The 23,531-nt window shown below is 44.3% G+C and carries 19 protein-coding genes; 10 read left to right on the top strand and 9 right to left on the bottom strand.

The features are described from left to right. Nucleotides 1-64: 64 nt before the first annotated feature. The 4 genes from K5R16_RS15145 to K5R16_RS15160 all read right to left on the bottom strand — a co-directional run bounded on the left by K5R16_RS15145 (nt 65) and on the right by K5R16_RS15160 (nt 6,725). Nucleotides 65-3,223: an efflux RND transporter permease subunit gene (locus K5R16_RS15145; protein ID WP_220738396.1), complete on the bottom strand. Its 3,159-nt coding sequence runs from the start codon at nt 3,221-3,223 to the stop codon at nt 65-67. Next, the gene (locus K5R16_RS15150; protein ID WP_220738397.1) at nt 3,223-4,437 is read right to left on the bottom strand and encodes an efflux RND transporter periplasmic adaptor subunit; all 1,215 of its coding nucleotides are present in this window, start codon (nt 4,435-4,437) and stop codon (nt 3,223-3,225) included. The genes K5R16_RS15145 and K5R16_RS15150 overlap by 1 nt, the downstream gene beginning before the upstream one ends. A gap of 260 nt (nt 4,438-4,697) precedes the next feature. After that, nucleotides 4,698-5,921, bottom strand: a complete 1,224-nt coding sequence (srmB, locus tag K5R16_RS15155) for an ATP-dependent RNA helicase SrmB (RefSeq protein WP_220738398.1) — start codon at nt 5,919-5,921, stop codon at nt 4,698-4,700. 78 nt (nt 5,922-5,999) lie between these two features. Further along, on the bottom strand, nt 6,000-6,725 hold the full coding sequence (locus tag K5R16_RS15160; protein ID WP_220738418.1) for a tRNA1(Val) (adenine(37)-N6)-methyltransferase: 726 nt from the start codon (nt 6,723-6,725) through the stop codon (nt 6,000-6,002). A gap of 505 nt (nt 6,726-7,230) precedes the next feature. Between K5R16_RS15160 and brnQ the strand changes: the two genes are divergently transcribed. The 6 genes from brnQ (at nt 7,231) to K5R16_RS15190 (ending at nt 14,878) form a co-directional block, all read left to right on the top strand. Further along, the gene (gene brnQ, locus K5R16_RS15165; protein WP_220738399.1) at nt 7,231-8,574 is read left to right on the top strand and encodes a branched-chain amino acid transport system II carrier protein; all 1,344 of its coding nucleotides are present in this window, start codon (nt 7,231-7,233) and stop codon (nt 8,572-8,574) included. A gap of 118 nt (nt 8,575-8,692) precedes the next feature. Then, the gene (xerD, locus tag K5R16_RS15170; RefSeq protein ID WP_220738400.1) at nt 8,693-9,595 is read left to right on the top strand and encodes a site-specific tyrosine recombinase XerD; all 903 of its coding nucleotides are present in this window, start codon (nt 8,693-8,695) and stop codon (nt 9,593-9,595) included. 201 nt (nt 9,596-9,796) lie between these two features. Continuing rightward, nucleotides 9,797-10,531: a bifunctional protein-disulfide isomerase/oxidoreductase DsbC gene (gene dsbC / locus K5R16_RS15175; protein ID WP_220738401.1), complete on the top strand. Its 735-nt coding sequence runs from the start codon at nt 9,797-9,799 to the stop codon at nt 10,529-10,531. Nucleotides 10,532-10,660: 129 nt separating this feature from the next. Further along, entirely contained in the window at nt 10,661-12,385 is a 1,725-nt protein-coding gene (recJ, locus tag K5R16_RS15180) for a single-stranded-DNA-specific exonuclease RecJ (RefSeq protein WP_220738419.1), read from the top strand. An 889-nt stretch (nt 12,386-13,274) separates the two neighbouring features. After that, nucleotides 13,275-14,225, top strand: coding sequence for a hypothetical protein (locus K5R16_RS15185; RefSeq protein ID WP_220738402.1), 951 nt, complete (start codon nt 13,275-13,277; stop codon nt 14,223-14,225). Between the two features lie 116 nt (nt 14,226-14,341). Then, the gene (locus tag K5R16_RS15190) at nt 14,342-14,878 is read left to right on the top strand and encodes a DUF998 domain-containing protein (RefSeq protein ID WP_220738403.1); all 537 of its coding nucleotides are present in this window, start codon (nt 14,342-14,344) and stop codon (nt 14,876-14,878) included. A gap of 301 nt (nt 14,879-15,179) precedes the next feature. Here K5R16_RS15190 and pepA read toward each other — a convergent pair whose 3' ends face one another. Continuing rightward, nucleotides 15,180-16,688 (bottom strand): leucyl aminopeptidase, encoded by a 1,509-nt coding sequence (gene pepA, locus K5R16_RS15195; RefSeq protein ID WP_220738404.1) that lies wholly within the window; start codon nt 16,686-16,688, stop codon nt 15,180-15,182. Between the two features lie 223 nt (nt 16,689-16,911). Between pepA and lptF the strand changes: the two genes are divergently transcribed. Beyond that, the gene (gene lptF, locus K5R16_RS15200; RefSeq protein WP_220738405.1) at nt 16,912-18,027 is read left to right on the top strand and encodes an LPS export ABC transporter permease LptF; all 1,116 of its coding nucleotides are present in this window, start codon (nt 16,912-16,914) and stop codon (nt 18,025-18,027) included. Continuing rightward, the gene (lptG, locus tag K5R16_RS15205; protein ID WP_220738406.1) at nt 18,024-19,082 is read left to right on the top strand and encodes an LPS export ABC transporter permease LptG; all 1,059 of its coding nucleotides are present in this window, start codon (nt 18,024-18,026) and stop codon (nt 19,080-19,082) included. The genes lptF and lptG overlap by 4 nt, the downstream gene beginning before the upstream one ends. A 123-nt stretch (nt 19,083-19,205) precedes the next feature. On the opposite strand, the gene K5R16_RS15210 is transcribed toward lptG, so the two are convergent. The 4 genes from K5R16_RS15210 to K5R16_RS15225 are packed head-to-tail and all read right to left on the bottom strand — an operon-like array spanning nt 19,206 to nt 22,069. Next, entirely contained in the window at nt 19,206-19,715 is a 510-nt protein-coding gene (locus tag K5R16_RS15210; RefSeq protein WP_220738420.1) for an RDD family protein, read from the bottom strand. A gap of 60 nt (nt 19,716-19,775) precedes the next feature. Next, nucleotides 19,776-20,030 carry a DUF2960 domain-containing protein gene (locus K5R16_RS15215; RefSeq protein ID WP_020914207.1) on the bottom strand — a complete coding sequence of 85 codons (255 nt, stop codon included), beginning with the start codon at nt 20,028-20,030 and terminating at the stop codon, nt 19,776-19,778. Nucleotides 20,031-20,075: 45 nt separating this feature from the next. Then, nucleotides 20,076-20,555: a GNAT family N-acetyltransferase gene (locus K5R16_RS15220; RefSeq protein WP_220738407.1), complete on the bottom strand. Its 480-nt coding sequence runs from the start codon at nt 20,553-20,555 to the stop codon at nt 20,076-20,078. 26 nt (nt 20,556-20,581) lie between these two features. Further along, nucleotides 20,582-22,069 (bottom strand): carboxypeptidase M32, encoded by a 1,488-nt coding sequence (locus K5R16_RS15225; protein ID WP_220738408.1) that lies wholly within the window; start codon nt 22,067-22,069, stop codon nt 20,582-20,584. Between the two features lie 114 nt (nt 22,070-22,183). Here K5R16_RS15225 and K5R16_RS15230 point away from each other — a divergent pair, with 114 nt between their 5' ends. Both K5R16_RS15230 and K5R16_RS15235 read left to right on the top strand, forming a co-directional pair. Beyond that, on the top strand, nt 22,184-22,732 hold the full coding sequence (locus tag K5R16_RS15230) for a DsrE family protein (protein WP_220738409.1): 549 nt from the start codon (nt 22,184-22,186) through the stop codon (nt 22,730-22,732). Between the two features lie 151 nt (nt 22,733-22,883). Beyond that, nucleotides 22,884-23,507: an OB-fold-containig protein gene (locus tag K5R16_RS15235; RefSeq protein WP_220738410.1), complete on the top strand. Its 624-nt coding sequence runs from the start codon at nt 22,884-22,886 to the stop codon at nt 23,505-23,507. The last annotated feature ends 24 nt before the right edge of the window (nt 23,508-23,531 follow it).

Raw genomic sequence — 23,531 nt, forward strand, 5'->3', positions numbered from 1 at the left:
TATTTTTGTTTAGCCATAAAAAAGGAGGCCAATGGCCTCCTTTATATAAAGAATGAGCGACTCATTAGTTTGAGGGTTGCTCTACTTCAACAATTGCTTCCGTTTCTGCTTTAGGTTGCCACCACCATTGGTAGAAACGGCTTGATACCCGTTTTATATCATCAAGAATAATATAAAGCAGTGGCACCAAGATCAATGTAACCACGGTGGAGAACAAAATACCAAATGCTAGAGAGGCTGCCATCGGGATGACAATTTGAGCTTGTAAGCTCTTCTCTAACAAGATAGGGACTAAGCCAACAAAAGTGGTGAGTGAGGTTAAGATAATCGCTCTAAAGCGATAACAACCAGAATCCACAGCCGCTTTAATGATTGAATGTCCCTCAGCACGAGCACGGTTAACAAAATCAACCAAGATCAACGAGTCATTCACCACCACACCCGCAAGCGCCACAATGCCACATAAGCTCAAAATACTCATGTTAAGGCCTAAGATGAAGTGGCCAAATAGTGCGCCAATCATACCGAATGGGATCACTGACATGATAATCAATGGCTGGCTATATGATTTTAGCGGGATAGCCATCAGAGCATAGATTGTAAATAGCGCAAAGAAGAAGCCTTGTAGCAAGCTAACTAATGCACTTTGCTCATCAGCGCTGCCACCATCTAATGCAGTCGATATGCTTGGGTATTTCTGCGACAGCATCGGCAAGAAATCAGCTTGGATTTCTGACACAACTTTTGATGGCTCAACTTTGTTGGTGTTAGCATTGGCGGTAATTGTGATTGCACGTCGACCATCGACTCGAGTAATTGATGAGTAAGAATCACCAAGTTCAAGCTGGGCAACATTTGCAAAAGGAACTGCAACACCCGTAGGAGTGCGGATCAGCATATTCTCTAAGTGGCCAACGGTGCGACGCTGCTCAAGAGGGTAGCGCACCATTACTTTCACTTCCTCTTTATTACGTAAGATCCGCTGAGCTTCATAGCCGTAAAAACCATATCGCACCTGACGGGCAAGATCAGACAGGGTCAATCCTAGCGCTTCGGCTTCAGGTTTGATCTTTAGTTTGATCTCTTGGCTGCCAGAGGAGAAGTTGTCGGCAATATCATAAACGCCTTCGTAACTTCTCAGCTTCTGTTTTAGCTCCGCTGAAGCTAAAGACAGTTGTGCAAGGTTACTTGAGGTTAGCCTGAAGGAGATGTCGCCACCGGCGTCATTGGTACTGGCATTAATATTGAGTTTTTTAACTGCTAGCAGTTCAGGTAGCTTTGCTCGCCATGCGGTTGCGATAGTCTCACCATCGACATCGCGCTCTTCACCTTTGGTGAGTTCAGCAAAAATAAACGAAGAGGTGCGTGAACTCATGTTGATGAAACTATGTTTCACCACTGGGTAACCTAGCTCAGCTTCCATATCATCATTCATGCGATACAGCGCTTCTTCAACCTCTTGCACAACTTTAAGGGTATTTTCCTCTGAGCTGCCCTCATCCATCTCAATATTTACCTGAATGAAATCAGATGGAATATCTGGGAAGAATACCCAACGAACCTGACCACTGACGACCAATGCGATAGACAGAATCAGTACCCCAGTAAACACGGCGACCGTGTTATATCGCTGCTTGATGCAACGCTCTAAAAATGCACGGTAGTTGTTATGAATGAAGTACTGCACTTTGTCATTCAGGCCTGCTTTAAGCTTGCCAAAGTAGCCCAGCTTAGCGCGAGGTTTAGGTGGCTTCATATGAGCAAGATGCGCAGGCAGAATAAGCTTTGATTCAACCAGTGAAAATGCCAAACAGAGCACGACAACCATGCCGATAGATTTCCAGATAATCCCTTGTGGACCGGAAACCATCAACATCGGCATAAAGGCGGCTATGGTGGTTAATACCCCAAAGGTTGCTGGCATGGCGACTTTCTTGGCGCCTCTAACCACATTATCCAGTGAGTGACCATGCCGCTCTATTTCACTATAGGCACTCTCGCCAATGACAATGGCGTCATCCACCACGATCCCTAGCACCAGAATAAATGCAAATAGCGTAAGCAGGTTAATCGACAGCGAGAAAGGCTCGATCGGCATGACTAACATCGCGCCTAAGAAACAAACGGGTAGGCCTACCATGACCCAGAAAGCGAGTTTGATTTCTAGGAACAGTGCCAAAATGAAGAACACCAGTAAAGCACCATAAAACATGTTGGATAACATCATGTTTAATCGGCCTTTGAGATAATGGGTTAAGTCGCCCCAAGTATCGAGTTTGGCGCCTGTAGGCAGATCTGCTCGCTTGGTCTCAATATAGCTTTTGACTTGGGCAGAAATATCCAGTGCGTTTTGATCGTCAACACTGAGTATTTCGATAATCGCTGCAGGCTGACCATTAAAACGGGTGTACTCTAAACGCTCTTCAAAACCATCATTGATGTTAGCCACTTCAGGCAACATGACACGGCTACCATCGGGGCGGGTACTAACGACTATTTGTGAAAAGTCTTCACCGGTGTAGGCCTGACCTTTAGTGCGCAGCAGGATATCGCCATCTTTTGCACGAATAGAGCCACCAGGTAAATCAATAGAGGAGTTTTGTACAGCAGTCGCGACCTGAGAGAAGGTAAGGCCGTATTCACGCAGCTTATCTTCAGACAGCTCAATGCTTATTTCATAATCGCGCACGCCAGTCACTTGGGCCCGGGTCACTGCAGGTAGAGCAGTCACTTCGTCGCGAATAGTTTTTGCTAACTCCTTCATATCTTCAAGAGTTTGATCACCATAGACGGAGATCCAAATAACGTTATTTTCAGGCTTAATACGGACGATATTGGGCTTTTCGATATTCACCGGGAAGGTCGAGATAGCATCTATAGCCAGTTTGACTTCATCGAGGATATCTTGCGGATCATGGCTATCTTCAACTTCAATACTAACAGAGCCAACGCCTTCACTCGCGATTGAGGTAACCTTCTTTATGCCATTAATATCTTGGATCGCTTCCTCAATCTTAATATTAATTCCCTCTTCAATCTCTTGGGGCGCTGCGCCAGGGTATGCGACGGAGATATTGAGGTAGTTAAGTTCAAAAGTTGGGAAGATCTCTTTATTAATAATAACCGTGCTAAATAGCCCGCCTATTAATAGGATCCACATTAATAGGTTTGCTGCGACGTTATTCTTAGCAAACCAAGCGATAATACCTTTTTCAGTGGCCATTATTGGTCACCTGCGTTTGCGAGCTGCTCTTCGGTTGTCGCTTCATCAGCACTTTCGATTGTTGAGCTGCTGTCATCACCTAAAATTTTCACGAGTTGGCCATCTTCAGGGTTACTGAGATTAGTCACGGAGATGCGCTCGCCGCTAGCTAAGCTGTCTTTGATATAGACGTTTTCTAGATCTGTACGGACAATATTAACTTCTCGTACTTCAACACTGCTTGCATCTGTGATCAAAGTGACTTTGCCATGGCGCACTAAGTGGCGTGGTAGTTTAACAATACCGTCGACAGTACGGCCTTTGATGATAGCAGTGACAAAGCTGCCGTATTTAAGTGGTAGTTGTCCTTCAACCTTAGCGCTGCGAAGGTAAGGATCTTTTACCTCTGCAACCAAGTAGACCATGCGGTTTTCTGCATCGATCACACCTTCGCTGCGAATGATTTTGCCCGTCCAAGTAACTACTTTACCTGCGAGGTCGGCGCTCAAGGTCACTTCAGTGTCTGGGTTATCTACCGATTCCAAGTAGGCTAAATCGTTATTCGACAGTGGTAGGCGGATCTCGGCGACACGAGTGTCGTAAAGCTCACCGAGGTTTGTACCTAAAGTCACATACTGACCTAAATCAACATTGCGGGCTTTTATAATGCCATCAAAGGGAGCGCGTATTATGGTTCGTTCAAGATTACGTTCAGCTCGTGCCAAGGCTGCTTGCTGGAATTTAACGTTGGCTTGCTCTTGCTTAAGTTGGGGTAAACGTAAGCCTAACTCTGGTGGAATACCGCCGTCATACCCTTTCCAGTCATTCTTGGCCACTTCGCCTTTAGCTTGTTCCTCTTCGAGAGCAGCTTTGGCTTGAGCGAGTGAAGCTTGCGCTTGCATTAAGTCAGCTTCGTAATCCGAAGGTTCAATGACTGCCAGCTCTTCGCCTTTTTTGACAACGCCGCCAGCAACAAACTTATTTGAAATGTTTAGCATGCGACCTTGTACTTCAGTCACTAGCTGAGTTTTATATTTAGGGCTAACAACGCCGTATGAGGGGAGATTGAGAGAGACCGTTTGCTGTTGAACTTTCATGATGTCAACAATTGGGATCGGTGCTTCATCTGCTTTTTGCTCAGGTGCTTCTTTAGTGCTAATAAGTACTTGTGCAGCAACAATAAAGAGAATAAGAATAAATAATGGGGAAGCCCTTCGAATTATTTTTTTTATCATTATAGTTTCGCTTTTCCATGTAATGCGTTTCCTAACGGCTAAATTACCAGACTAAGCGTTGAGGTGATACGATTTTTTGTAAATAAAATGTTTCAATTTATGGCGTTAGCGATAGGATTTTAAAAGTGTGTCTAGTGAAGCGGGATAAGCGCATAAAAGAATTCGCGCTGGAAAATGCTGCAGGAAACAAAAAAGGATCACCTGAGGTGATCCTTTTAATAGAGATGAGAAGTCATTCTTATACTGCGTAGTATGAAATGTTACTTCTTTTTCTTCTTGTTTTTCTTACTGAATGTTTTGCCAGTGTCTTTAACTTTTTTCTTCCCTGGCGGCTTAGCCTCTTTGTTCTTCGGGCGAAGATCTTTAACAAAGCGACGCTTAAGCGGCTGCTCAATGTAGCGTTCAATCTTACCAACTACACGAATATCATGGGCTTCGACCAAAGATATTGCGGTTCCTTTAGCGCCGGCACGACCGGTACGTCCGATACGATGAACATAGGTATCTGCAGAGCGTGGCATGTCGAAGTTGATCACATGAGTGATATCGTCAACATCAATACCACGGGCGGCAACATCGGTTGCTAGCAGCACATTGACTTCACCTTTAGTGAATCGGCCGAGTGCTTGGAAACGAGCTTTTTGCTCCATATCACCGCGCATAAAGCTGCAAGTGATCCCTTGCTTTTGCAACAGGCCGTCTAGGCTTGCTACTGCCTCACGTGTTTTGACAAACACGATCGCACGCTCTACTTCTTCTTGCTGCAAAATAGCGCATAGCAGGGCAAATTTATGTTCTCTATCATCAGCGATATGGACCCACTGGTGGATCTTAGCCTTTTCGCTGCGTGGCGCTTCAGCTTCGAGCTTCACTGGGTTGTTTAACAGCTGGTGAGAAAAGCGACCAACGTCGCTGCCTTCAAGCGTTGCTGAGAACAACATGGTTTGCTTACGGCCAACAGACTCGATTGCGATAGTTTCAACTACGGCAGAAAAACCCATGTCCAGCATGCGGTCAGCTTCATCGATGACGAGTACTTCAACCTCTTCCGCATTGAATAGACCTTTATCTAGGTATTCCATCAAACGGCCTGGTGTGGCAACTAAGATATCGACGTTTTTCTTTAACGCTTCTTCTTGAGGTGCGTAGGGTACGCCGCCGGTGATGATGCTGATATCGAGATCTAAATCTGTCGCCAAGTGAGATGCATAGCGGTGGATTTGACTGGCAAGCTCACGCGTTGGTGTTAGCACTAATACTCGAGCTTGGCCGCCGAAGCGACGTGGGAAGTCAATAATATGCTGCAGTGCTGGTAATAAGAAGCTCGCAGTTTTCCCTGTTCCTGTTGGTGCGCGAGCAAGAATATCTCTTTGCTCCATCGCTACAGGTATTGTTTGTTGTTGTATCGTAGTGGGCTTGTTGTGGCCCATTGCTTTCAGTGACTCTAACAAACAAGGGTCAAGCTGGAGATCTTCAAATTGCATGCGTGGCATCTCAATAAATAACAGCCGAACATTATAAAGGTTTCAACCCAGACTTGAAACGATTAGATCGCCAGATCGCTACAGCTTTAAATAAAAACTTTTGCTCAACTGTATAAAGTCATCGCTGTAGTGGCCATCGGCTTTACGGATCACCAAGTTTGAGACTGAGTGGCTTGTAGCTTGATTGGCAAAGTTTGAACGACAAGGTGTGATGAGTAGTAATTGTCGATTGGGGCTTTTACCCTCAACACTGGCAACCAATACCGTATGTTGGCAGGTGAGCTGGTGTTGCTCAAGTTGCTGCAATAGCTGATTTGCGCCAGCAAGCGGCAATATAAGGCTCGCCTGACCTGTAGGGCTTAATAACGAACTGATAGCCGCCAATAGCTCGTCAAAACTTAAGCTATCGGTATGGCGGGCAGTCGCTCTTAAAGCACTGCTAGATTGGGGGCCATTATCAAAATAGGGTGGGTTACAGATGATGTGATCAAAGCTGTGCCTTGTGGCTAATGTGCAATATTGCTGAATTGAACAGGTTAACAACGTCAAGCGATCAGCCCAAGAGCTTAGGCTGAAGTTATTCTGGCAATCAAGCGCCGCACTCTCATCAAGTTCTATAGCGGTGATATTTGCCATGCTGCGCTGGGCGGCCATTAAACTCAGTAAGCCACTACCTGCGCCGATGTCGAGAATATTTTTGCTAGCAGATAAAGGAGCCCAGGCGCCAAGTAGCACGCCATCGGTGCTGACAGGCATACCGCAGCGGCGATCATCGATATGAAATTGTTTAAAGCTAAAAGGCATGAATTTTACAGGCTTTGGGTCAGTGAAATTATTGTACGCTAATTCAGTGCGGTCAGTAACAGGCATATTTGCTTGCATCTCTGCAATTTTTAAACGCTGAAGGTAAGTGTTTACTCGCGATTGAGAGCTTGCTAGAGCAGCAATTGAATGTTTCTTGCTTACATGACAAATGCGTTGAATGTAAGTTATGGAATCAAGCTGTTACTTGATTGTTATCATTTGTATCGAGTGTGGCGATTATTAGGTGTCGATTCTTGTTAAATAGCTGTGACTCTGATAATAGTATGGCCCTCCTAGTAGGTTCAGAGCCTATTTTTAGGGACGGTAAACCAGTTTTATAGCAATTTCAGTGTTCATTAATTCGCTGCTGTTCATAAACTCGCCAAGCTTAGGTCGTATTTACCACTGGGTTGTGTAAACCAAATATTACACACTAGATTTTGTCATTCTAAAGTGGTGCCATTGAGGCCTGATGACATGAAATTGTTAATTATAAAAATTATTGATGGGGCATAAAGTGCAAAATAATCAAATGAGTATTGCAGATACGTTAGGGTTAGGTTTCATGACCTTCGCGTTTTTCTTAGGGGCGGGTAACCTTATTTTCCCTCCTCTTGCAGGTTTTCTTGCTGGCGAGAATATGACATTAGCTATGCTTGGCTTTCTTGTCACCGCAGTAGGCTTACCGCTGATAACTTTGATTGCTGTTGCGAAAGCAAATGGCAAGATTATGGATCTGTTGCCTCCTATCGCTGCAACCACTCTAGCAGTGGCTATTTTCATTATCATTGGCCCAGCTTTTGCTGCGCCAAGAACAGGATTGGTAGCATTTGAAGTAGGCTTTAAGCCATTTTTAGAAAATGCTGATGCGACCTTTGTGCTTGCTGGTATTACCTTCACCACGGCTCAACTTATCTATACGCTGGTCTTTTTTGGCATATCCATGGTATTTGCACTGTACCCAGGAAAGCTACTAGATAACGTAGGTAAGGTATTAACGCCTATTCTTATTTTATTGCTTGTCGGTCTAGCGGCAACGGTAATGATCCTTCCAGGTAGCCCTGTTGAAGCGGCAGTTGGCGACTACCAAACCAATCCGTTAACCAAAGGGATTTTGGAAGGCTACAACACTATGGATACCTTAGCCTCGCTCATCTTCGGTATTTTAATTATCGACATTTTACGCAAGAAAGGTATTACTGAGCCTAAAGCACAGACAGGCTATTTAGTGAAAGCTGCGCTTATTGCTGCAGCGGGTCTAGCATTTGTTTATATCGCGCTATTTTACTTAGGTGCTACAGCGGGTGATTTGGCCACAGGTGCTGAGAATGGTGGTGTAATTTTAACTAACTATGTCACCCATGAGTTTGGTACGACGGGTTTGGTGTTATTAGCAACTGTTGTAACACTCGCTTGTTTAACCACAGCGGTCGGCCTTATTAGTGCCTGTAGTGAGTTCTTTAATGAGCTATTACCTAAGATCTCATACCGCCGTTTTGTGGTGCTATTAAGTGTTATTTGCGCAACGATTGCAAACGTTGGTCTTTCTCAGCTTATTAGTATCAGTATTCCAGTATTGATGACGGTTTACCCTGTAGCGATTGCTTTGGTTGCGGTAACGTTCTTAACTGAACGCTTTGCAAAACCTGAAGCCGCTCATCGAATCGTGCTTAGCGTGGCGTTGTTCTTCGGCATTATTGATGGCATCAAAGCAGCCGGTGTAGATGTGAGCATATTTAATTTTATGCCTTTGCACGCTGAAGGTATGGCTTGGTTACTTCCTACTGCGATTGCAATTGCTGCTTGTTTAATGATGAAGAAACAGCAAGCGACAGTGGCAGTTAGCTAAGCCAAATAGCTGCTATGCTCAGGTGAGATAGCATCTGTGAGCTTGATAACATATGATAACGGCGATGAATTTATGATTCATCGCCGTTTTTATATCTGATTTAAGGAAGCCACTTTAGGTGCCTGCTGAATATATCCCCGACAGTGAAATTGATCTGTTTCTCGACCATTTATGGTCAACCAAGGGCTTAAGCGATAATACCTTGAGTGCCTACCGTACAGATCTGCGCCATTTTGATCGCCACCAACAGTTAAAAGGTTTGAAGCTGGTTGAAAGCAGTCAATTGGATGTCAGAGACTATCTTGCTGTGCGTTTTGACAAAGGCTTTGCTAAAACCAGCAGTGCACGGATGATGAGCAGTCTGCGACGCTTCTTTGGCTATTTGGTGGTAAATAAGCAGATTAACACTGACCCGATGGCTTTACTCGAATCACCCAAATTGGCACGAAAGTTACCTGACTCATTAAGCGAGGATGATATCGATAGGCTATTGTCTGAGCCACAAACTGATGATCCTATTGAGTGCCGTGACAAAGCCATGCTTGAGCTGCTGTATGCTACAGGTCTTCGGGTGTCAGAGCTTGTTGGTTTAACCATGGAGCAACTTAGTTTACGCCAAGGATTAGTGCGTATCGTGGGTAAGGGCGGCAAAGAGCGTTTAGTGCCTCTTGGTGAGCTTGCGGTTAGTGAAGTTGAAAACTATCTCAAGTTTGCCAGAGTGGAGTTACTTAAAGGTAAGCAAAGTGACGTGTTATTTCCTTCAAAACGCGCACAACAGATGACGCGGCAGACATTTTGGCATCGAATCAAACTCTATGCATTGCGAGCGAATATTAGTACTGAGCTTTCACCCCATACCTTAAGGCATGCTTTTGCTACACATTTGCTTAATCATGGTGCCGATCTACGAGTGGTACAGCTGCTTCTAGGTCACAGCGATCTATCAACTACGCAGATCTACACCCATGTTGCCACGGCTCGCTTAGCTAGCCTGCATTCAGAGCATCATCCACGCGGTTAAGCCTTAATACTGACGATTTAGTTGAGATGATGAAAATCTTTAGTTCAGAGTTCTAGCAATAACTTGATAGATTTCACGTCTGTATGATTTCGTTACAGCAAAAAGTTTGCTTTAGTTAGCATGAGACTGTAACTTTTCAGCTCCAGACTAGGTCTAATCCTTATACCCTTTAATAGACAGTAACGTAGAATAGGATATCCAATGAAGTTCACCCGAGCATTTTCTTTGATCATTGCAATGGTCATAGCCCCTGCAGCCCTTGCCGGGTCAAACACCCAAAGTGATGACACTGCGGCGATAAAACAGAAGTTGTCTGATACATTAAGCGTAGATGTTATGTCGCTGAAAGAGTCGCAAATCCCAGGTTTGTATGAGGCCTTAACTAACCGTGGTGTGCTATATATCAGTAAAGATGGCACTAAGCTGTTGCATGGTACTCTTTATGATTTAGATAAAGGCATGAAGAACCTAACCGAAGCTGCGATGTCAGGTCCGCGTATTGACATGATGAAGCCACTTGAGAAGAACATGTTGGTTTACAAAGCCAAGAATGAAAAACATGTTGTCACAGTGTTTACTGATGTTGATTGTGGATACTGCCGCAAGCTACATAATCAAATGGATGAATATAACGATCTGGGTATCACAGTTAGATACCTAGCATTCCCACGAGCAGGTATTCCATCAGCTAATGCTGACGAGATGGAAGCTGTTTGGTGCGCTGCAGATCCTCTTAAAGCGATGACAGATGCTAAGTCAGGTAAGGCAGTAAAATTGGCTAAGTGTGATGCGAAAATTGCAGAGCAATATAACCTTGGGCAAACCTTTGGTATTAACGGAACGCCTGCAATCGTGCTTGAAGATGGCAGCTTGATCCCGGGTTACCAACCGCCAAAAGATTTGTTAAGAGTGCTAGATGCTGCAGCCGCAGAGTAATTATTAATTAGTAAAACAGGTGAGCCTCGGCTCACCTTTTTTATGCCTGCTAAAAAGAGTGAAGAGCAAGCCTTTGCTAGCAGTCTTTGCTATGCTGGCAAGACTCATTGTTTAAAGGTAGTTAGCCCTGTGATCCATAAGATAGTTCGCCGCTCAAAAATCGATGATAGCCATTTACCTAACTCTCTATCTCCACTGTTAAAACAGATATATGCCAGCCGTGGTGTGAGTGCAAATGAATGTGAATTGAGCTTAGGTAAACTACTGCGACCCAATACCATGTTGGGAGTGACCCAAGCCGCAGAAATTGTCGCAGATGCAATAGCAGCGCAAAAGTCGATTCTGATCATGGGTGACTTTGATGCTGATGGCGCCACATCGACCAGCGTGTGTATGTTGGCGCTGAAAATGATGGGCGCTAACAATATCGATTACTTGATCCCCAATCGATTTGACTACGGTTATGGCCTCAGTCCCGAAATTGTTGCGGTAGCGGCGCAGAAAAAGGCCGAAGTGATTATCACAGTCGATAATGGTATTTCATCAATTGAGGGTGTTGCCGCAGCAAAAGCGCTGGGGATGACCGTTGTTATCACCGACCATCATCTGCCAGGCCAGTCTATACCTGATGCTGACGCGATTGTTAACCCTAACCAGCATGGCTGTGAATTTGCCAGTAAATCGATTGCTGGGGTTGGCGTTGCCTTTTATTTGATGTCAGCACTTCGGGCAGAATTAAGACAACGCGACTGGTATCAGCAGCAAGGTATCAATGAACCAAATCTAGGTCACTTACTCGATATCGTAGCCTTAGGCACTGTGGCCGACGTGGTATCGCTTGATACCAATAACCGCATCTTGGTTGAAGCGGGACTGCAACGAGTGAAGGCGGGTCGCTGCCGCGTTGGGATCACCGCGTTATTGGAAGTGGCCAAACGCACTCCATCACGTATTGTAGCCTCAGATTTTGGTTTTGCTGTTGGCCCAAGGCTTAATGCTGCAGGTCGTTTGGATGAGATGGCATTAGGTGTTGAAACGCTATTATGTGAAGACATTATGTTGGCACGCAGAATGGCATCTGAGCTCGACAGCTTAAATGCAGAGCGGCGCGATCTAGAAACGGAGATGCAACAAGAAGCACTTAAGAGCCTCGAAAGTGTTGAGCTAAATGAAACAGAACTGCCTTGGGGAATTGCACTATTTCAAGCCGATTGGCATCAAGGTGTTATTGGGATTTTAGCATCGAGAATTAAAGATAAGTATCATCGTCCGGTTATCGCATTTGCCGACGCTGGAGATGGCCAAATAAAAGGTTCAGCTCGCTCAATCAAAGGCTTGCACATGCGTGACCTTTTAGAGCTCATCAACAGTCGCCATCCTGGGCTTATTCTTAAGTTTGGTGGTCACGCGATGGCGGCAGGGCTATCAATAAAAGCCGGGCAGTTTGCATTGTTTGCTGATGCATACGATAAAGCGATTCGAGAAACCTTGGCGCCAGAGTTACTGACTGGTGAGTTGGTTTCCGATGGAGAGCTGACGCCAGAGCAATTTACCTTGCCGTTAGCAGCAGAGCTTCGCGCAGCAGGCCCTTGGGGGCAAAACTTCCCAGAGCCACTGTTTGATGGTCACTTTAGGATCATCCAACAACGAATTGTGGGTGAGAAGCACCTTAAATTGGTGTTAGAGACTGAATGTGGTCAAGTAATGCTGGATGCTATCGCATTTAATGTCGACTTAAAAACCTGGCCAGACGCAACCATTCAACATGCTGAGATTGTTTATAAGCTGGATGTGAATGAGTTTAGAGGTAATCAAACCTTGCAGTTGATGGTGGATCAGATAGCGCCAATGTAGTGTTTGGGCTGGGAAATCAGCTTTTAGCTTTAAAGTTAAAGTTAAAGTTAAAGTCAAAATCTAGATCAAAGTCGTGGCGCTTCGCCCACACCAGACCAAAAAGGGGAAAGCGCTTGCCCCCCTTTTGGATATCCCTCAGCGCCCCGGCGAAATTTAAAGAGCAAAATTTCCAACGGGGGAGATTTGATTCTGGACGTTTGGTTATTGTATTTAAGCCACGGTGTTTACTGCGAGATAGCTATTGCTGATAACTCAAATGCTGATAGTTTGCGCTTTTCAAACTCAGTGTGGTCCGGCTGAGGCCTTCGGTTTCAGCGCCAATTCTGTTCCTTACAGAATTTGGCATTTCCTCCTTCCTTGGAGGTCAGACGGCGCAAAACGAGCCTCAGTTGCGTCTGCACATACGCTGACCGCAGGTCATTGGAACCACTTTGGTCAGCAGCTAACGCATTTATGCCCCAAAGTTAGCTAACTTTAGGTTAAACGTGGATTGCGTATTCTCATGTAGGTTGAAATGGTGCTGTATATTCATACAGTTATAACTGAAAGTGAGTAAAAACGGCCATTATGGCGCAAATAAAGATGCCAAAAACTGTCCTGCTAGGCATCGATAATTTTTTAATATTTCACAAAACCTATAAAAATCAGGCTGATGGAAAATGTAAAAAAGTGATACACGGACCCATTGAACACCCTAGGCTCTCTTTCCCCGCGCTCAACAAGGCCGTTTATGTCGCCTGAACTTAGACATTATCTATTTACATCAATGCCTTAGTAGTGATAGCTTGTTAAAAAATTAACGAGTTGCTAAGAACGTTATCGAGCGACTAATGAATAAGCTGTTAGGCGAATAGCGCATCACACTGAGTATCTTTGATGGAATTAAAGTATGGCGTATAGAATATACAGAAGGGAAAGTATAAAGGCAGGCGCTTGGTATTTTTCAGTTTCATGTAAACATTGTGAAAAGCCCATTTACCTTTTTGATGATAAATCTAAAGGAAATCGTTCCTTTTTAACGGGGCTAAAAATCGATGATGATATAAGTACTACTTGCCCAAGCTGCATTCATGATGACTTATACTCACCAAATTTGGTTTACCCAATAATGTCGGAAGAAAATATTCCGGCAAGTTACCCTAAAAGAAACCAAATATCCAAAGCTTCTCGTAAACCTTTAAATCGTTCATACCCTAATGCAAAAGTTACAATGGGAGTTGGTTATATTGAAGATAGGCCTAAAGCTGCAGCTTTAGTTGGAAGAATTGTTACCGCTTGGGCAGATATTGATATTCAGTGTGTCAGACTCCTAGGTGAGTTAATGGGGGCAAATATACCTGCAGCCGCAGCTGTATTTGGATCAATTAGAAATAGTCGCAGTCAACACGATGCATTAAGAGCTGCAGCAGTTACCGTTCTAAATAAGCCTGATTTACTCTTATTTAATGCTTATATCAAAAGGAAAGAGGCGCTCGAAAAAGAACGAAATGATCTTGCTCATGGCTGCTTCGGTGTGTCACTCTCGATACCAGATCATATCGTGTGGGTATCTCAATCAGATTTTTTGGCGTTTACAGCTGCACATCAAGCTAATGGCGAATCTTTTGATCTGTTTTCTAAACAATATGTTTATGAGCTTGGAACTCTGGAAAGAATAGCTCAGGAAATATCTGAACTATATACGCAAATAGGTTTCTTTACAGGTTACCTTTCAGCTAGGAGCGATGGTGCGCAAGGTGAAGCTTTTAGAGGCAATAGATATGCGGAACTTTGTGAGCAAGACCATATTAAACAAGCTGTTGCTGTGTTAAAAAATCAAGCAAAAAAAAAGCGTAGGTAAAATTCGCCTAACAAGTCGTTTAAAAGGACAAAAAACAGTTGGCTTTTGCTCCTTCGTCGCTAATTTTAGCCAACTGTTTTATTGCCTCTTAACGAGGCGTTAGGTAAAACGAAAGTATGGCGTTTCTTCTACTTTTTATTTATATCTGTTTGGTTTGTGGTGTAGTGTTTTATGCGAAAAAACGTAAAGCATATAGCCATTTCAGATACTCAATAAGTGAATTGGGTGAGTTAGGCTCTGAATATGAAAAGCAGGTTTCATATTTTGTATTTTTACCCGTAGGACTGGGTTGCTTGATTGTTTCTTTTGTTACTTATACCAGTAATTATCCTGCTGCATTTTTATCTGGTGCTATTGGCTTGAGTTATCTCCTAAGTGCATTTTTTCCGTGCGATCCAGGAACACCTTTATTAGGAACTTGGAAAAACTCCATACATAATATTATTGGTGGTGCTTGTTATGCTGCGATGGCATATCAATTAAATGAATTAATGGACAGCGAAGCAACATGGTTTATTGAATTAACTTTTACATTGCTTTGTACTTTCCTATTAATATTTCTCGTTGGATTCCCTAAAGGTTTTATTGGTCTAGCTCAAAGGTTGGCTGAAACAAGTATATTTTTAAGTACGGCTTTGTTACTTTTGGTGTAAGTTAGTTACCTAACAAGCGCATTAAGCATGGGACTGCTAACAGCTTGCTCAGTTCCGCTTCGCTTCACATTTTAGCAAGCTATTATCAGCCCCTTATGCGGGCGTTAATGCATGTCTGTTTGCCATACTTTCCCTAATTTAATTCATCAATCCGAGAGTTTTAGCTCTAACTCACTTTTGTCCAAAAACGTGTTTCACTTCTCATGACCTAAAACACAAAGCATTAAAAAAGCCAGTTGAATTAACAACTGGCTTTTATTTTGTCTAGCAATGCTAGACAAGTCGCTTTCGCTAAAGCAAATTATTCGCCTTGATCAACGCCTGCGCGGTTGATTAAGAACTGAGTCAATAATGGTACAGGGCGACCTGTAGAACCTTTATTAGCACCGCTGTTCCAAGCTGTACCAGCCACATCAATATGTGCCCAGTTATACTTCTTAGCAAAACGAGATAAGAAACAAGCTGCAGTAATAGAACCTGCTGGACGACCACCTAAGTTAGTCATATCAGCAAATGGGCTCTCTAAGTGCTCTTGGTACTCATCCCATAATGGCATGCGCCATGCGCGGTCACCACTTTGCTCACCAGCATTAAGTAGCTCATGTGCAAGCGGGTTATGACCAGAGAACAGACCTGATGCGTGCTTACCCAGTGCAATAACACATGCGCCGGTTAAGGTTGCTGTATCAACCACTAATTCTGGGTCAAAGCGCTCAACATAGGTCAACACATCACATAAAACTAAACGGCCTTCAGCATCAGTGTTTAACACTTCAACCGTTTGACCTGACATAGTGGTTAAGATGTCGCCTGGACGATATGCATTACTCGATGGCATGTTTTCACAGCCGGCAAGTACGCCGATGACGTTGATGGGTAGCTGCATGTCACACAATGCTTTCATCGCACCGATAACACCTGCTGCGCCGCCCATGTCGTATTTCATCTCATCCATGCCTTCGCCTGGTTTAAGTGAAATACCACCTGAATCGAAGGTTAGCCCTTTACCGACAAGTACAATTGGTTTCTGAGTATTATCAACTGCGCCCTTATATTCCATGATAGTCATAACTGATTCGTTATCACTACCACGGCCTACTGCTAGGTATGAATTCATTCCTAGTTTTTCCATCTGCTCTTCACCAACCGTTGTTACTGTGAGGTTCTCAGTATTTTCGGCAATTTGACGAGCTTGTGATGCAAGGTAAGCGGGGTTACAGATGTTTGGCGGCATGTTTGCCACGTCGCGACAAAGGTGCATACCGGCTGATACAGCCATGCCATGCTCTATCGCGCGTTCGCCAACAGTTAGCTCGCGGCGAGTTGGTACGTTAAACACCAACTTACGTAGTGGACGACGAGTTTCACCTTTACGTGTCTTAAGCGCATCAAAACTGTATAAGCTGTTTTGTGTACTTTCGACCGCTTCACGTACTTTCCAGTATGTATCGCGACCTTTAACGTGTAATTCGGTAAGAAAACAAACTGCTTCCATTGAACCGGTTTCATTTAGGGTGTTAATCGTCTTTGTGATAATTTGCTTGTATTGGCGTTCATCAAGTTCACGCTCTTTACCACAACCGACTAAAAGTACACGTTCGCTTAAAACGTTAGGCACATGATGCAGTAACAACATCTGTCCTGGCTTACCTTCCAAATCGCCACGACGAAGTAGGTTACTGATGTAACCTTCACTGATCTTATCTAACTGTTCGGCGATACCGGACAAGCGTCTTGGCTCGTATACACCTACGACGATACAAGCTGAGCGTTGCTTCTCTGGGCTGCCGCTCTTTACGCTAAACTCCATGAGCTCTCCTAGATTCTTAAAGACAAATTTTATTATTTATTAGATAATGTCTGCTTGTGCCCAAAAAGGGCCTGAATATGGCACACCCTAAAATAGATTTTTCAGGTGTTTTCCCTGGCCATGTTATGCAATTGTTGGTTACAAAACTACTAAAAGTAGACAGTTTACATGAAAGTTGTATTGATACCAGCATAATTCAAAGTTTAGAGACAGGATCCTACCTGTGATTGTATTTAGATACTTGATTCGAGAAGTTTTAAAGGCCCAAATAGCAGTGCTTTTGGTGCTGTTAGCTATTTTTATTAGCCAACATTTCGTGCGTGTGCTTGCTGACGCCTCTGATGGCGAGTTTCCTGCTTCCCTAGTGATGACATTGCTAGGGCTCAACATGCCGTTTCTAATTGTTTTAGTGCTGCCACTCAGCCTATTTTTAGGTATTTTGCTGGCTCATGGCCGCATGTACTCAGAAAATGAGATGGTTATTTTGCACGGTGTGGGCATTAGTGAATGGTATATCACCCGAGTCACTTTGCTGCTTGCTGTGGTTAACATGGTTTTTACAGGCTTTTTGTCCATTTATGTTACCCCTTGGGCAGAAGAGCGGCAAAACCAGGTGTTGGAGCATGCCCAATCTGAGGCGGGGATTGCCGCATTAACCCAAGGTCGCTTTCAAACCAGCCCTAATGGCCGCGCAGTGTTATTTGTCGAACGCATTGGCCGAGATAATAAACTTGATAAAGTATTTGTTGCCCAGCTTCCCGATCCTGACGACGAGACAGGCTTAGCGAATGTTGTGGTCGCACGGTCTGGCAAGGTGGTTGAAGATGCTACAGGCGGGCAAAGATTGCAGCTTGAAGATGGGGTGCAATATCAGGGAAGTCCAAAACGCATTGATTATCAGGTAGTCGAATTTGGCGGCTATCAGATGGAAATTAAAGAGCAAGAGGCGGGAGAGCGCAGGCGTAAGCTTTCGGCACTGCCCATTGACCAATTGATGGATATTGATACGCCAGAAGCGACTGCTGAGTTTCATTGGCGCCTAGCGATACCGTTAGCGATTCCTTTGATGACTTTGATTGCAGTGCCTATGGCGCGAGTTAATAACCGTCAAGGCAAGTTCGCTAAGATGTTCCCAGCGATTTTACTTTATTTAGGCTACTTCGGATTGATGGTTGCGGGTCGAAAATCGTTAGAGGATGGGGTGGTGCCTGAGATTCTCGGGATGTGGTGGATCCATGCCTCCGCCCTGTTAATAGGCCTGCTCTTACTCGGTAAAGAGCGGCCGACAGGGGCGAAACTTTCTGGTGTGTTTAAGCGCAAAAAGGCGGCTCGCACATGAGAATTCTAGACCTCTATATCGCTAAGGTTCTTATCAGCAGTTCCTCTTTGTCACTGCTTATTTTGACTGGTTTATCGGGCATTATTAAGTGGGTTGATCAGTTAAGACTCGTAGGACGAGGCACCTATAGCATGATGGATGCGGGGATCTATGTACTGTTTTTGATCCCCCGTGATATCGAAATGTTTTTTCCTATGGCTGTGCTGCTTGGCGCGCTTACCGGCATGGGAATGTTGGCATCAAACTCTGAATTGGTGGTGATGCAGTCATCCGGTTTATCACGCTTACAAATTGCACTGTCGGCAATGAAAACTGCGATACCTTTGATGATTTTGGTGATGTTACTGTCGGAGTATGTTGCGCCCGTCGCCGAGGTTCGTGCGAAAGAGATCCAGCGAACGCAGATCTCTGGCGGTAGCCTAATTGAATCTAGTCGTGGAGTTTGGGCAAAAGATGGCGATCTGTTTGTTAATATTGGCGGTATTGTCGATAGCAATAATTTACGCGATATCACTTTGTACGAATTTAGCGATACTACTAACCTTACCAGTACTGTCCATGCCGAAACCGCTAAATATATGGGCAAATTTTGGCAGCTCTATGACGTTAGAAGAACCTCATTAAAGAGCGAACAAGTGGTGTTGACCAACCTCGATGAAGACAAATGGATATCGTCGTTGACGCCCGAGAAATTAAGTGTGGTATCGGTTAAACCTGAGTCGTTATCTATTGAAGGGCTGTTGGATTACTTAGATTACCTTGATAATAACAATCAAGCGTCATCCCGCTATGAATTGGCTTTATGGCGCAAATTAATGCAGCCTGTCACTATCGCTGTGATGATGTTAGTAGCGCTATCTTTTGTATTTGGTCCGTTAAGAACGGTGACCATGGGCGCGCGAGTGCTGCTAGGGGTCGTGGCTGGTTTTAGTTTCTATATTTGCAGTGAAGTCTTCGGTCCATTAAGTATCGTTTATGGCCTACCAGCGTTTATTAGCGCCGGAATGCCTGCACTAATATTTAGCGCCGGCGCGCTTTACTATATCCGTAAATAAAGGCCAAATCTGTAGAAGGTTGGCAACAAAAAAGCCAATATACTTGCGAGCAAGTTTATTGGCTTTTTCTATTCTGCCTAACGCCTAACGCCTAACGCCTAACGCCTAATCGCATATAAGCGATTAAACGCCTCGCCAATTACGCATCTGATTAGCTTCTTTAGACAATACCACCACTTCAGAGCGGGTCATCATATCTTGCAATGCAAGCTTGTCACCGTTAATCAATATCCACAAATTACCTATGCCGAGTAATGACCAGATAAGTCTCGCTGCAGCTGTTACCATACTAAGGTTCTGACCATTCGGATGCTGGATTTTAAGTCTCCATGCTCGCATCCCTAAAGTTTGGCCACCGTAGCTCCAAAAGCTGATATAGAACAAACCTACACATAGTGCAATCCAGAACTGGTAGATCCCTTTATACAAAGGGATGGCATTAAGTGCATCAGACACATGTTCATAACCTGTTATGTCGACTAGCCCGCCAGAGACCAGTGCGGTGAAAATGCCAAAACCGATCGCGCCTGCGATCATATAAACGGCTACCGCGAGTAGCAAGTCATACACAATTGCACCACAGCGTTTGAAAAAACCGGCGCGTGGAAAGTTAGCATGATCGCTGTTGGGCATAGAGTTTGCTGTCATTAATATCACTCAATTTGTTGGTTGCGAGGCAGTGTTGTTAACGGATTAACGCGCTTTAGGATCATCTTTAATGTAATAGATATCGCTAAAACCAAATCTAGCAAACTCTTTATTACGGAAATCTCTTACCGCTGATGAGCCTTTAGATGTCATCTCAACTTGCTGTTCCATCATGTGGTAGCGAGTTAAATCAACGCCTTCTTCAGCCGCAACAGCTTCATAGATGTCATGGAATTTGTCGTAGGCAAAGTTAATCTCTTTGGCTTTGCCTTTGAACTTATAGGTGATTCTTACGGCCATGTTAGTCTTCTCTTTTGAAATTGCGCATATGATAGCAAATCTAGGCTATAAGGTATAAACCATATAACAGGCATCCGCAGGGTAATCGCTAAGATCCTTATCGATCTTTTGCACTGTAAAGCCTTGTTGTTGCCAGTAGCTATCTGCACCTTGCACGGCAACTAAGCTAATGCTGCTGTATTTATCTTGCACTGCAAATTGTTTCAAGCGATCGAGGACCAATCGTCCTGCGCCTTTTCCTTGAGCCTTAGCTGACAGCGCAATATCGTGCAGATACAGCGTATCGCTTGCAGTGATGCTGTCTAGCTCTTGTTCTAAGGTGGGTGGATTATTGATTATCCACGGATGAGCCAAGCAATAGCCTACAACTTGTTGGTTAAGTTCGAGGCTAAAACATGACTGCGGTGATGCTAACCATTTGCTCTGTAGCACCGCTAATGACTCCGGCTCGATCTGTGGATAGCATTCAAGCTGGATCTCAAGAATACTCGGCCAGTCACTTGTTTCAATTTGGCGTAACTTCATTAATTTGTCCCTGTAAGTAGGCATGCCTAAACGGAGTATCTTTGTATTAGATGCTGCTTGAAATGCTCAGGGTTAAGCGTTTCTCCAGTGGCTTGTTTTACCAGTTCATCGGTGGTCAATAAACTGCCTTTCGACCAAATATTATGTTCAAGCCAACCCATTACCGATGATAATTTTCCGTTCGCGACAAGTGATTCCATAGAACCTAATTGCTGTTCCATCGCGACTCTGAATTGAGCGGCATACATAGCGCCTAAGGTATAGCTAGGGAAATAGCCCATTTCACCAACAGCCCAGTGAATATCTTGCATGCAGCCGTTCTGGTAGTCACCATCGGTGTTGATACCTAAAAGGGATTGCATCTGCGCGGACCAAAAATCAGGTAGGTCGGCTACAGCAAGTTGATTGCTGACGAGGGCTTTCTCTGCTTCAAAGCGCAGTAAAATATGGCAAGGGTAGGTGACTTCATCTGCATCGACCCTGATATGACCGGGTTTGACTCTGGAATAGATATTTAGCAACTGCTGGTGGCTTAAGTTGCTGTCTAACCGTTGCTGCAACATAGGTTGTAGTTGCTGTAGAAAAGCACTACCGCGCCCAAGTTGCATCTCGCAGAACAGACTTTGGCTTTCGTGGATTGCCATTGAGCGCGCTACGCCAGCGGGCTGACCGCGCCATTTTAGCGGTAAGCCTTGTTCATATTTGGCATGACCAGTTTCATGCACAACACCCATTAAGCCGCTGGTAAAGTCAGCTTCATCATAACGAGTTGTTAGCCGTACATCGCTAGCTACGCCGCCACAAAACGGATGACTACTGGTATCGAGCCTACCGTGATTAAAGTCAAACTGTAAAAGCTCCATCACATCACGGCTTAATAGCGCTTGAGCTTCACTACTGGCGTGAGGAATGCTAAAACGAGCTTGGTGTTGCTGTTTATCTTGAACTTGTTCAATTAATTGCGGCAACCAGCTTTTTAAGCCGCCAAATATTTGCTCAAGCCTTGCGGATGTCATCCCTGGCTCAAACTTATCCAGTAGCGCATCATAAGGAGAGATATTGAGCGCTTCAGCGCGAATCTGTGCTTCCTCTTTTGCGAGTGCGAGCACATGCTCTAGGTTAGGCCTAAATCCTTGCCAATCGTTTTGATTACGTTGTTCTCGCCAAGCCTGCTCACACTTGTATGCGGCTTTGGTTTTAGCTTCAACAAGGCTTCCAGGAACGATATTTGCTTGTTGATACTGGTAACGGATCTCTCGGAGGTTGGCCTGCTGTTGCGGATTTAACGCTTCTAGCTCTGCAGCTGCAATAGTGTGCTCTAGCATGGGCGCCGTTTTCAATGAGTGAATATACTTGGCAAGTTCAGCCATGGCTGCGCCTCGAGCTTCACCGCCACCAATAGGCATCATTGCTGCTTGATCCCAATCACCGAGTGCGCTCAAATGCTCAAAATGACTAATGCTTTGAAAGTGGTGACTAAGCAATTGATAGTGCTTGTTGCTAGGCTGGTTCATAAAGGTCAACTAAAGATGATTAATCTCGCTATGCTAGCATGAACTTTAACGGCAAATAAGCGTACTAAATCGATTATTGATATTGCATTAGCAGCTATTAAAAAGGAGATAATAATGAGTAAAGCTCAGGGACAATGTTTTATTGCGGCAGGTTTAATGCTGTGCAGTTTTAACCTCATGGCGGGCAGCGATGCGTTTAAGTCGGGTGCTGTCTTACCCCAATACGGCAAAATTGCCGATATTGAGACAAGCTTAGTCATTCCAAAAGAGATGAAATTCAAAGTGGTGTTTGATATGAGCAAAGCCGCTGAGCCAGGCAAAGTAAACCGTAGTTTGGATACGCTGGCACGTTTTATCAATATGCATGTCAGCAACGGTGTCGCACTCGACGATATCGAGCTGATGATGGTAGTGCATGGCAGTGCCGTTAAAGATTTTACTCAAGAAAAACTCTATCAATCAACTCAAGGTCAGCCTAACGCCAATGCAGAGTTGATAAGCCAACTATCAAAGCTCGGGGTTAGGTTTAATTTGTGCGGGCAAAGCGCGGCTTATTATGATGTTTCGCTAAATCAGCTGCTGCCTGATGTAGATATGGCATTATCAGCGATGACAGCCCACGCCATTGCAGCAAAAGAGGGCTACAGCTTGAATCCTTTTTAAGCTGTGAATTTTTAGTTTGGCTACAGGGCAAAGTTTGGTATGCTGAATACTGCATAAATTATTTTAAATTATGCAGTTAGCCACATTGCAAGGCAGCGAAGCTTTGCGCCGCATAGGATCATGCGGATAAATTGTGTTCATGGAGGATTTAATGGTTTCATTTCTGTTAAGCCAAGAAAACTTACCTTATGCCATCTCGTTATGTATTGTTGGCATACTCGGCATTGTTGAAAGCTTATCTCTTGTCATTGGTGCCAGCTTTTTAGGGCTACTCGATGACTGGGCGCCTAATGATACAGGCAATGATGTCGGCGGTGTCACAGGACTCGCTGGTTGGTTGTGTATTAGTCGTCTGCCACTGCTTATTTGGTTTGTATTGGCACTAGTGAGCTTCGCCATTGCAGGTTTATCTGTAAATTACTTCTCTCTTAGCTGGTTTAATAGCTTGCTAACTCAATCTGTTTCTTTGCCTATTTCACTGATGTTGATGGCTGTTAGTTGCCATTTCCTCGGTGGAAAACTGGCCAATATTTTACCAAAGAATGAATCATCAGCTGTTTCAGTCGAAGACCTCAATGGCTGTGTCGGTACTTTAACTATAGGTAAAGCCGTTTTAGGAAACCCTAGCGAAGCATTAGTTAAAGACGACTATATGCAAAAACATTATGTATTAGTGGAGCCCGATGAAGACGGCGTAGAGTTTTTAACCGGGACACAAGTGGTGCTGCTTAAAAGAAAAGGCCGAGTCTGGAGTGCTGCCAAATTAGAAACTTAAGCTCATATTGAATAAATACGTTTA

This window comes from Shewanella sp. c952, assembly GCF_019654975.1.
Taxonomy (GTDB): domain Bacteria; phylum Pseudomonadota; class Gammaproteobacteria; order Enterobacterales; family Shewanellaceae; genus Shewanella.

Excerpts from the sequence above, each read along its gene's own strand:
- K5R16_RS15145 (WP_220738396.1), bottom strand. The coding sequence starts at position 3,223 with ATGGCCACTGAAAAAGGTATTATCGCTTGGTTTGCTAAGAATAACGTC.
- K5R16_RS15150 (WP_220738397.1), bottom strand. The coding sequence starts at position 4,437 with ATGATAAAAAAAATAATTCGAAGGGCTTCCCCATTATTTATTCTTATT.
- srmB (WP_220738398.1), bottom strand. The coding sequence starts at position 5,921 with ATGCAATTTGAAGATCTCCAGCTTGACCCTTGTTTGTTAGAGTCACTG.
- K5R16_RS15160 (WP_220738418.1), bottom strand. The coding sequence starts at position 6,725 with ATGCCTTTTAGCTTTAAACAATTTCATATCGATGATCGCCGCTGCGGT.
- brnQ (WP_220738399.1), top strand. The coding sequence starts at position 7,231 with ATGGGGCATAAAGTGCAAAATAATCAAATGAGTATTGCAGATACGTTA.
- dsbC (WP_220738401.1), top strand. The coding sequence starts at position 9,797 with ATGAAGTTCACCCGAGCATTTTCTTTGATCATTGCAATGGTCATAGCC.
- K5R16_RS15185 (WP_220738402.1), top strand. The coding sequence starts at position 13,275 with ATGGCGTATAGAATATACAGAAGGGAAAGTATAAAGGCAGGCGCTTGG.
- K5R16_RS15190 (WP_220738403.1), top strand. The coding sequence starts at position 14,342 with ATGGCGTTTCTTCTACTTTTTATTTATATCTGTTTGGTTTGTGGTGTA.
- pepA (WP_220738404.1), bottom strand. The coding sequence starts at position 16,688 with ATGGAGTTTAGCGTAAAGAGCGGCAGCCCAGAGAAGCAACGCTCAGCT.
- lptG (WP_220738406.1), top strand. The coding sequence starts at position 18,024 with ATGAGAATTCTAGACCTCTATATCGCTAAGGTTCTTATCAGCAGTTCC.
- K5R16_RS15210 (WP_220738420.1), bottom strand. The coding sequence starts at position 19,715 with ATGCCCAACAGCGATCATGCTAACTTTCCACGCGCCGGTTTTTTCAAA.
- K5R16_RS15215 (WP_020914207.1), bottom strand. The coding sequence starts at position 20,030 with ATGGCCGTAAGAATCACCTATAAGTTCAAAGGCAAAGCCAAAGAGATT.
- K5R16_RS15220 (WP_220738407.1), bottom strand. The coding sequence starts at position 20,555 with ATGAAGTTACGCCAAATTGAAACAAGTGACTGGCCGAGTATTCTTGAG.
- K5R16_RS15225 (WP_220738408.1), bottom strand. The coding sequence starts at position 22,069 with ATGAACCAGCCTAGCAACAAGCACTATCAATTGCTTAGTCACCACTTT.
- K5R16_RS15230 (WP_220738409.1), top strand. The coding sequence starts at position 22,184 with ATGAGTAAAGCTCAGGGACAATGTTTTATTGCGGCAGGTTTAATGCTG.
- K5R16_RS15235 (WP_220738410.1), top strand. The coding sequence starts at position 22,884 with ATGGTTTCATTTCTGTTAAGCCAAGAAAACTTACCTTATGCCATCTCG.